This window comes from Dyella sp. 01N36 (genome assembly GCF_056399745.1).
In genome coordinates this window covers 1-8868 of record NZ_JBFTRY010000142.1, presented here as the reverse complement: position 1 = coordinate 8868, position 8868 = coordinate 1, and the positions used below count along the sequence as shown (strand labels likewise).

7 protein-coding genes are annotated in these 8868 nt (G+C 65.6%); 5 read left to right on the top strand and 2 right to left on the bottom strand.

Annotated elements, in window-relative coordinates; all coding sequences use genetic code 11:
• From AC1DMG_RS16825 to AC1DMG_RS16810, 4 genes are all read left to right on the top strand, one after another.
• Window positions 1–1443: phosphoenolpyruvate carboxykinase (GTP) (locus tag AC1DMG_RS16825; RefSeq protein ID WP_477180799.1), on the top strand; the 1443-nt coding region annotated here is incomplete at its 5' end.
• A 155-nt stretch (window positions 1444–1598) separates the two neighbouring features.
• Window positions 1599–2150: an RNA polymerase sigma factor gene (locus tag AC1DMG_RS16820; RefSeq protein WP_121877918.1), complete on the top strand. Its 552-nt coding sequence runs from the start codon at window positions 1599–1601 to the stop codon at window positions 2148–2150.
• A complete protein-coding gene (locus AC1DMG_RS16815) occupies window positions 2147–2593 on the top strand; it encodes a hypothetical protein (RefSeq protein ID WP_441604967.1) in 447 nt (148 codons plus the stop codon). The genes AC1DMG_RS16820 and AC1DMG_RS16815 overlap by 4 nt, the downstream gene beginning before the upstream one ends.
• 19 nt (window positions 2594–2612) lie before the next feature.
• Window positions 2613–3515, top strand: a complete 903-nt coding sequence (locus tag AC1DMG_RS16810; protein ID WP_477180798.1) for a DUF4097 family beta strand repeat-containing protein — start codon at window positions 2613–2615, stop codon at window positions 3513–3515.
• An 80-nt stretch (window positions 3516–3595) separates the two neighbouring features.
• Here AC1DMG_RS16810 and AC1DMG_RS16805 read toward each other — a convergent pair whose 3' ends face one another.
• Entirely contained in the window at window positions 3596–4513 is a 918-nt protein-coding gene (locus tag AC1DMG_RS16805; RefSeq protein ID WP_441604970.1) for a hypothetical protein, read from the bottom strand.
• A gap of 263 nt (window positions 4514–4776) precedes the next feature.
• Between AC1DMG_RS16805 and AC1DMG_RS16800 the strand changes: the two genes are divergently transcribed.
• Window positions 4777–7674 (top strand): bifunctional diguanylate cyclase/phosphodiesterase, encoded by a 2898-nt coding sequence (locus AC1DMG_RS16800; protein ID WP_477175265.1) that lies wholly within the window; start codon window positions 4777–4779, stop codon window positions 7672–7674.
• A 225-nt stretch (window positions 7675–7899) separates the two neighbouring features.
• Here the strand turns inward: AC1DMG_RS16800 and hslO are convergent, their stop codons facing one another.
• Window positions 7900–8799, bottom strand: coding sequence for an Hsp33 family molecular chaperone HslO (hslO, locus tag AC1DMG_RS16795; RefSeq protein WP_441604972.1), 900 nt, complete (start codon window positions 8797–8799; stop codon window positions 7900–7902).
• Window positions 8800–8868: the final 69 nt, after the last annotated feature.

Genomic DNA, 8868 nt, shown 5'->3' with positions numbered 1-8868 from the left:
ATGTATGTGATTCCCTACTGCATGGGCCCGATCGACTCCCCGCTCGCCCGTTGCGGCGTTGAGATCACCGATAGCCCCTACGTGGTCGCCAACATGCGCACCATGACGCGCATGGGCGCCGCCGCACAGGCGCGCATCGAGCGCGAAGGCACGTTCGTGAAGGGGCTGCACTCCACTGGCGAACTCGATCCCGAGCGCCGCTTTATCATGCACTTCCCCGAAGAGCTGACCATCAAGTCCTACGGCTCGGGCTACGGCGGCAATGCATTGCTCGGCAAGAAGTGCCACGCGCTGCGCATCGCCAGCTACCAGGCCAAGTCCGAGGGCTGGCTGGCCGAACACATGCTGATCGTGGGCATCGAAAACCCACAGGGCGAAACGCATTACATCGCCGCCGCGTTCCCGTCCGCCTGCGGCAAGACCAACCTCGCCATGCTGATTCCGCCGGAGGCTTACCGCCAGGACGGCTGGAAGGTGTGGACGGTGGGCGACGACATCTGCTGGATGCGCCCGGGTGCGGATGGACGTCTGTACGCGATCAACCCGGAAGCCGGTTATTTCGGCGTGGCCCCGGGCACCAGCGACGCCACCAATCCCAATGCGCTGTCGACGATTGCGCGCGACACCATCTTCACCAACGTCGCCGTCACCGCCGACAACCAGCCGTGGTGGGAAGGCTTGCCAGGCACGCCGGTCACCGACTGGCAGGGGCGTCCGTATGACCCGGCGAACGGCCCGGCCGCGCATCCCAATTCGCGCTTCACCGTCAGCGCCAGGCAGTGCCCGACCTGGTCGCCGCGCGCAGAGGATGCGCAGGGCGTGCCGATCAGCGCCATCGTGTTCGGCGGTCGCCGTCCTTCACTGATCCCCCTGGTGTTCGAGGCGAAGGACTGGAAGCACGGTGTGCTTGTCGGCGCCGCCATGGGCTCGGAAACCACCGCCGCCGCCACCGGCGCCGTCGGCGTGCTGCGCCGCGACTCGATGGCCATGAAGCCGTTCGCCGGCTATCACTACGGCGACTACTTCCGTCACTGGCTTTCGTTTGACCAGCCGGGCGCCAAGCTGCCGAAGATTTTCCACGTCAACTGGTTCCGCAAGGRCGMGGACGGCCRCTTCSTGTGGCCGGGCTTCGGCGACAACCTGCGCGTGCTGCAGTGGATGATCGATCGCGTGGAAGGCCGCGCCGCGGGCAACCACACGCCGATCGGCACGCTGCCGAAGGCTGGCGAGATCAAGCTCGACGACCTCCAGCTCGACCGCGCCACGGTCGACACCTTGTTCGAAGTGGACCAGGCCGGCTGGACCGCCGAACTCGCCGCCATCGGCGAGTACCTGGAGAGCTTCGGCCAGCGCATGCCGCACGAGCTGCATGCCGAACAACAGCGCGTCGCCAAGGCGCTCAACGATGCGGCTGTCCCGCCGCGCGCGGCCGTCGCCTCCTGACGCCCTCCCCCTCGCCGGCCCGACGCGGCCGGCGAGGATCTCTTGCTACTGAGGCAGGCTGACCCTCTCCTCGCCCAAGGGCTCTAAACCTTGCTGCGCGCCGGTGCATCCAAGCTGGCAAGATGATTGCTGCCTGCCCCGCCACCGGAACCACCATGCCGCCGCCAGCGCCCGCCGCGGAGTCTCATGACATGGACGACGTCCAGGCGGCGGCGAGTGGCGATCGTGCGGCTTTCCAGCGGCTCTATCGGGCGCATGTGGACCGCATCTACGGCGCCATCTTGCGCCTGGCCGGCTACGACCACGCCCGCGCCGAGGATCTCACCCAGGAAGCTTTCATCCGCGCCTGGCAGAAACTGTCCGGCTTTCGCGGCGATAGTGCGTTTAGTACCTGGTTGTATCGCCTGGCGGTGAATGTCGCGTTGATGGATATCAGGTCGCGCGGTTCGGACCCGGTCACCATGATGGACGAGGAACTGATCCCCGATCACGGTGAAACGCCGTTCTGCGCCGCCGAACGCGACGAACTGGAACGTGCCATTGGCAAACTGCCGCCACGGGCGCGCGCCGTGCTGGTGCTGCACGACGTGGAAGGTTGGCGACACGAGGAGATCGGTGCCGAACTCGGCATGGCAGTGGGTTCGTCCAAGGCGCAATTGCATCGCGCCCGCGGCCTGCTGCGGAAAGTTTTGGGAGAACGCTCATGAACGAATTTGAATGGCTGCGCCAGACACGCGCCCTGCGCGAACCGGTTACTCCACGTCGCGATCTGTGGTCCGGGATCGACGCTGCACTCGATGCAGCCGATACCAGCACGGTCGTGCCCACTGCACGACGCGCATGGCGCCAGCCGCAAAACTGGCTGATCGCCGCCAGCTTCGTCGGCTTGTCGCTGTTTGCCGGCAGTCTTGCGGTGCACCTGCGCGATCGCACGCTGGCCAATGCCACGGCGTCCACCACGCCGGACGTGAGCCGCTGGCGTCCGAACGATCCGCGCCTTGCCGGCGCGGCGGTGGAACTGGATGCCGCCAACATGGAACTGCGCCAGGCCATCGAACAGGCGCCCGACTCACCGGCGCTGCAGCGACTGCTGATGCGCACCCAGAAACAACAGTCGCAGCTGCGACAGATGGAACACCAGGCTGGTTGAGTCCAGCGGAGCCTTCACCATGAAAACCGCACGCGTCATCMCACTCCTGCTCAGCCTGTCGATCGGCCAGGCCCTGGCCGACACGCCCATCAACCTCAGCCACGACGCGTTGCCCAACGCGCATGTGAGCATCAGCAACGTCAAGGGCGCCGTGACCGTGAGCGCCTGGGATCGCAACCAGGTGCAAGTCACCGGCCGACTCGGCGACGGCGCCAAGCCGCTGGCCATCGAAGGCAGCAACAGCAGCTTGAGTATCAAGGTCGAACCGCAGGGCAAGTCCGGCCTGTTCAGCTGGGGCAGCGACAGCTCGATGGGTTCCACCACGCTGGATGTGCGCGTGCCCAAGGGCGCCTCGCTCGATGTCGACGTGGTGAGCGCGCCGATGAACATCGACGGCATCGACGGCGGCAGCATCAAGGTCAACACGGTCAGCGGCAAGGCGCGCATCAATGCCCGCTCGCCCAGCGTCGATGCCGACGCCGTGAGCGGCAGCCTGGAGCTGGCCGGCAGCGCGGACAAGGTGGCGTTGCAGACGGTGAGCGGCGACATCCTCGCGCCGAACGTGGGCACCGAGGCCAACCTGCAGACGGTCTCCGGCCGCATCCATGTCAGCGGTGGTCCGTGGCGCAGGCTCAACCTGAGCACGGTCTCGGGCGATGTGCAGCTGGCCGGCGGCGTCGCGCCCAATGGCAGCTATGACGTCGACAGCATGAGCGGCGACGTGCAGATCCAGGTGCCGTCCAACCTGTCGGCGATCATCAAGGCCTCCACCTTCAGCGGCGACCTGCGCAGCGACTTCGGCACGGTGAAGAAACCCGAGCACGGCCCCGGCAGCGAGCTGGAAGCCACGGCGGGTGCGGGCGGCGCCAAGATGAATGTCGAAACCTTCAGCGGCGACCTGCGCATCCGCCGGCAGGATTGATCACCGACTGGCAGCAACGAAAAACGCCGGGCAAGCCCGGCGTTTTCTTTGCGCGTTCAACCGATGGTCGACGGCTTGAATCAGAGATCCTGGTGGTACTGCACGTACGGCGTGCGCGACTGGTCAGGTTCCGGGCCCGCCGGCGTATTGATGGCATTGCCCGACGACCACAGATTCTGCGCGCCGATGCTCAGCTGGCCCTGCCACGGCAGACGCCAGGTCACGCCCAGGTCAATGCTGTTCCAGCGACGATCCGGGTTGTAGCCGGCGCCACCGGGCACACCCGCTTCCGGCGCCATGGTACGACCCACGATGCTGCCGCTCAGCGGACCGCGATCGACGCCAAAACTCACCGCTTTCTGGTCGAGTGCATTCACGCCCAGCACGTTGCCAGGCAGCAGACGCACACGGCCGACGCTGGCGCCCAGATCGATGCCGCTCTTGCCATCCAGGGCGAAGCGACCACGCGCATTGACCTGGGTGCTGCTGTCGAAACCGGAGAGGCCGTTGACACCCGGCATGGCGCCGGGGAGCAGACGCGGCAGCGTGGCAGCGCCCTGCACATTGTCGGTGCCCACGCTCAGGCCGAGCGAATAGCGACCATCGTTATACGTTGCGCCCACTTCGCTGCCGATGATGCGCGGCGCCTGGTTGTTCGCCCAGTTGTGCTCGCTCACGCCCACGTGCGCCTGCACGTTGGGGGCGATGCCGTAGCGGAATTCGGAAGACTGCACGGTGGCCGAATCCACCGCGCGGAACTGCAGCGGCGTATCGGCCAATTGCGCCGAACCCAGCGTGTCGCTGTTCGACTGCAACGCCAGCCAACGGCCATCGGAGCCGCGCCACAGGGGCACGCCGTTGGCAGCGGCCTGGGAGGTCTGATCCGGCGTCTGCGAGAGCAGGCGACCGGCCGCGCTGTACGAATCACTGGCCGCAGTCTGTCCTGCCGCGATCAGCGGCATCAACAGCAGTGGCAATGACAAGAACAGACGACGCATGAAACGCGAAACCCCCGCGATACAGATAGGCAGGAACGGATTCGCCCCCTCCCAGAGACGAGTTAGGCCTAACGATACCACATTTTACTTTTTGCTAACACCCAGATTCCCAGTTTGTGAACCAAGTCCGTATGGCCCATCTCACGAATTTTTGACATCTGCCAACCCAATAGGTTCCCGGTTTACAGACCCGGCGACAAAGCTGAATGGAGGCGATATATAGTCCTCTCCTGTCGACAATGCCCGGAATCGCCCCACGACTGATGACATCGGTCCCTTCCAGCACAATGCCCTCATGGCCTGCGGACAGCGCTGTCGCAGCCATGCATGCCGCGGTGGAGCGACTCTTCCGCGCGGCTGATGCTGCGAGCGTGGCGGAAATCTGCGAAGTCATGCTGCGCGATCTGGGCATCGAAGGCCGCCTGCACTGGCGCCTGCTGGGCGACACCGAGCCGCCGAACGAGCAGATCACCCAGCTGGATCTGGCGGAGGATCCGCAAGGCCTGCGTTCGCTGGTGCTGGCCTTGCCCACGGGTTCGATCTCGGACCCGATGAGAGAGAACCTGGCGTGGATCGGTCGGCTGCTGGCCTGCCGCCTGCGCCAGCTGGCGGAAACCTCGCGCCTGTACGAAGCCATTTCGCGGCTGGCGCTGGCCGAGCGTCTGCAGCGCGCGCTCTACGCCATTGCCGACCAGGCGGGCGCCGAGCACAACATGACCGAGATGATGCACTCGCTGCACGCCATTCTCGGCAGCCTGATGTACGCGGAAAATTTCTACATCGCCTTGTACGACGCCGCGACCGATACGGTGCGCTTTCCGTACTACGTCGACACGATGGACAAGGAACCGCCCTCGCCCGACGAATCGGTGCCGCTGCAGGAGATGCGTTACAGCCTCACCTGGAATCTGCTGCAGGGCGGCCAGGCGATCATGGGTTCGGTGGCCGAGCTGACCGAACAGTTCAAGGGACGCTTCGTGCTGCTGGGCCCGGTGTGCGAACACTGGCTGGGCGTGCCGCTGCTGCGCGACGGTCGCGTGGTCGGCGGCATCGTGATGCAGAGCTATCGCGAGGACACCCATTACAGCGAGCACGACCGCGAACTGCTCAGCTATGTCGCCAAACATGTGCAGACCGCGCTGGAACGGCGCGAGGCGCACGAAGAACTCGAACGCCGCGTCTCCAGCCGCACGGCGGCGTTGCGCGAAGCCAACCGCGTGCTGCGCCAGCAGGTGCTGCAGCGCCAGCGTGGCGAGCGCCTGCAGGCGGCGCTGTTCCGCATCGCGGAGCTGGCCAATGCTTCCGAAAGCATCGACAACTTCTATGCCGCCGTTCACCGTGTGATCGGCGGCCTGCTCTATGCGCGCAACTTCTATATCGCGCTGCTGGACGAAGAGCAGAAAACCCTTAGCTTCCCCTACTCCGTCGACGAATTCGACACCGTGCGCCTGCCGCGCGCGCATGGCCGCGGCGTCACCGAATTCGTGCTGCGCCACGCCAAGCCACTGCTGGCCGATCCGGCGGAATTCGATCGCCTGCAGCAGAGCGGCGAAATCACCCATCGTGGTTCGCGTTCGGTGTGCTGGCTGGGCGTGCCGCTGGTCTGGGGCGATCGCGCCATGGGCGTGCTGGCCGTGCAGAGCTACTCGCCGGAACATACTTACGACGTGCGCGACCAGGAGTTGCTCACCTTCGTGGGCTACCACGTCGCCAACGCGCTGCAACGCAAGCACACCACCGAATCGCTGAAGCAGGCCTATGCCAGCCTGGAGCGCCGCGTCACCGAGCGCACGCGCGCCCTCGCGCTGGCCAACCGTGACCTGCGCGAACAGATTGCCGAGCGCGAGCGCGTGGAGCGCCGCCTCAAGTACGAGACCCTGCACGATTCGCTGACCGGCCTGCCCAATCGCACGCTGTTGCTGCAGCGCCTCGAGCAGGCCCTGCAGCGCTATCACGGCGACACGCAGGAATTGTTCGCGGTGCTGTTCATCGACCTGGATCGTTTCAAGGTCATCAACGATTCCGTCGGCCACCTGGTCGGCGACGATCTGTTGTTCCAGGTCGGCGGCCGCATCCGCGCGTGCTTGAAGACGCGCGACGTGGTGGCGCGCCTGGGCGGCGACGAATTTGCCGTGCTGGCCGAAGGCATCACCGATCCGAAGATGGCGATGCTGATCGCCGAACGCATCATCGACGAATTGCAGACGCCGTTCCGCCTCGGCGCGAAGGAAATCTTCACCTCGGCATCGATCGGCATCGCCCTGCCCAGCCCGCATTACCAGCGTCCGGAAGAGCTGCTGCGCGACGCTGATGCGGCGATGTATCGCGCCAAGGACGAAGGTCGCCATCGCGCCGCGGTGTTCGACGATCGCCTGCGCCGCGAAGCTCTGTCGCTGCTGGAAATGGAAGGCGACCTGCGCCGCGCGCTGAGCCGCAACGAATTCGTGCCGTTCTACCAGCCCATCGTGGCGCTGCAGACCGGCCGCACGGTGGGCTATGAAGCGCTGTTGCGGTGGCGCCATCCGGACCGCGGCCTGCTCACGCCCGGCGATTTCCTTGCCGTGGCCGAAGAAAGCGGCTGCTCGGAAGCCATCGACTGGCAGATCTTCGAGCAGGTCTGCGCGCAGGCCGAAGCCTTGGCGGGCAGCGATGGCTTCGTCAGCATCAACGTGTCCGGTCGCCACTTCCGTTCGCTCGACCTGGACAAGCGCCTGCTCGACCTGATCGAGTCGCATCACCTGCCGCCGCGCTGCCTGCGCGTCGAGGTGACCGAGCGCGCGCTGCTGGAGAACGCTGTCCAGGTGAAGCGCATGCTCGACAATCTGCGCGGTCATGGCGTGAGCATCGCGCTGGATGACTTCGGCACGGGTTACTCGTCGCTGAGCTATCTGCACCAGTACCCGATCGAGACGCTGAAGATCGACCGCTCCTTTATCGTGGAATTGCCGCGCGAAGGCGGTCACGGCGCCGCGGTGGTGCGCGCCATCCAGGCGCTGGCCAATTCGCTGCAGATGCAGGTGATCGCCGAAGGCATCGAAGAAGAAGACCAGCGCGAGGCACTGCTGCGCATCGGCTGCCGCTTCGGCCAGGGCTTCCTGTTTGCGACGCCGAAGATGGCTGAGGTGTGGCTGCAGCGAGAGCATCATTTTGCGTTGCCATAGGGCCTCGCACCCTTCGCTTCTCTCCCTCGGTTCCACCTGATCGTCATTCCGGCGCAGGCCGGAATCCAGTTGCGATGCAATGGATTTTTGCGGAGCCTCCAACGCAGGCTGTCGTAACGCTAGAACCAAATACCCACGCCACTGGATTCCGGCCTGCGCCGGAATGACGGGCAAAAGAAAAGGCCGGCGCCTTTCGGCTGCCGGCCCTTTTGTGACACCGCAGGTTTACTGTGCCGTATGCGGCGCACTCGCCGCCGGCGTCACACTCAGCAGATGCTCCGCATCCACGCGATCAAAGGTATAGCGCTGCGCGCAGAACTCGCAGATCACTTCGATTTCGCCTTCGCGCGCTTCCAGCGCCGCTTCCACTTCGTCGCGGCCAAGCGAGCGCAGCACCGCTTCCACGCGCTCGCGCGTGCAGCTGCAACCGAAGGCCAGCGGGCGTGGGTCGAACAGGCGCACGGACTCCTCGTGGTAGAGGCGATACAAAAGCTGCTCCGGCGGCGTGGACAGCAGCTCCTGCTGGCCCAGCGTGGCAGTGAGATGCTGGATGCGCGTCCAGGCGTCTTCGTCTTCCACGGCGTCGTGGCCGCCTTCGTCCGGCAGCTTCTGCAGCATCAGGCCCACGGCATGCTCGCCATCGGCCGCCAGCACGATGCGTGCCGGCAGCTGTTCGGACTGGCTGAAATAATTTTCCAGCGCCGAGGCCAGCTCCGGATGCTGCAGGTCGACCAGGCCCTGGTAGCGCTGGCCGCGCTCGGCATTGCCGATCGTGATCGCCATGATGGCGTCGGGCATCGCCGCCAGGTCCAGCGTTTCGGGCAGCGGATCGTTCCAGCGCGCCAGGCCGCGCAGGCGGCCGTGATCGGTGCACTCGGCGAACAACAGGCGCAGCGGGCCGCTGCTCTTCAATTCCACCGAGAGCGCGCCATCAAGCTTGATGTTGCCGGTCAGCAGCGCGCTGGCGACCAGGGTCTGGCCGAGCACCGAGCGCAGCGCCGCCGGATAGTGGGCGCGGCCGGCAACTTCGCGCCAGGCCGGGCCGAGACGGACGAGCACGCCGCGCACGCCGGCGCGCTCAAGCATGAAGCGATGCAGTACATCTTCGACTAGCACGGTTTCCACGGGATCGACCTCTCAAGAGCAATCCCCCTAGATGGGGGCGCCTGCATCCAGGCACAACGACCTTTGATA

Excerpts from the sequence above, each read along its gene's own strand:
- AC1DMG_RS16815 (WP_441604967.1), top strand. The coding sequence starts at position 2,147 with ATGAACGAATTTGAATGGCTGCGCCAGACACGCGCCCTGCGCGAACCG.
- AC1DMG_RS16800 (WP_477175265.1), top strand. The coding sequence starts at position 4,777 with ATGACATCGGTCCCTTCCAGCACAATGCCCTCATGGCCTGCGGACAGC.
- AC1DMG_RS16820 (WP_121877918.1), top strand. The coding sequence starts at position 1,599 with ATGCCGCCGCCAGCGCCCGCCGCGGAGTCTCATGACATGGACGACGTC.
- AC1DMG_RS16805 (WP_441604970.1), bottom strand. The coding sequence starts at position 4,513 with ATGCGTCGTCTGTTCTTGTCATTGCCACTGCTGTTGATGCCGCTGATC.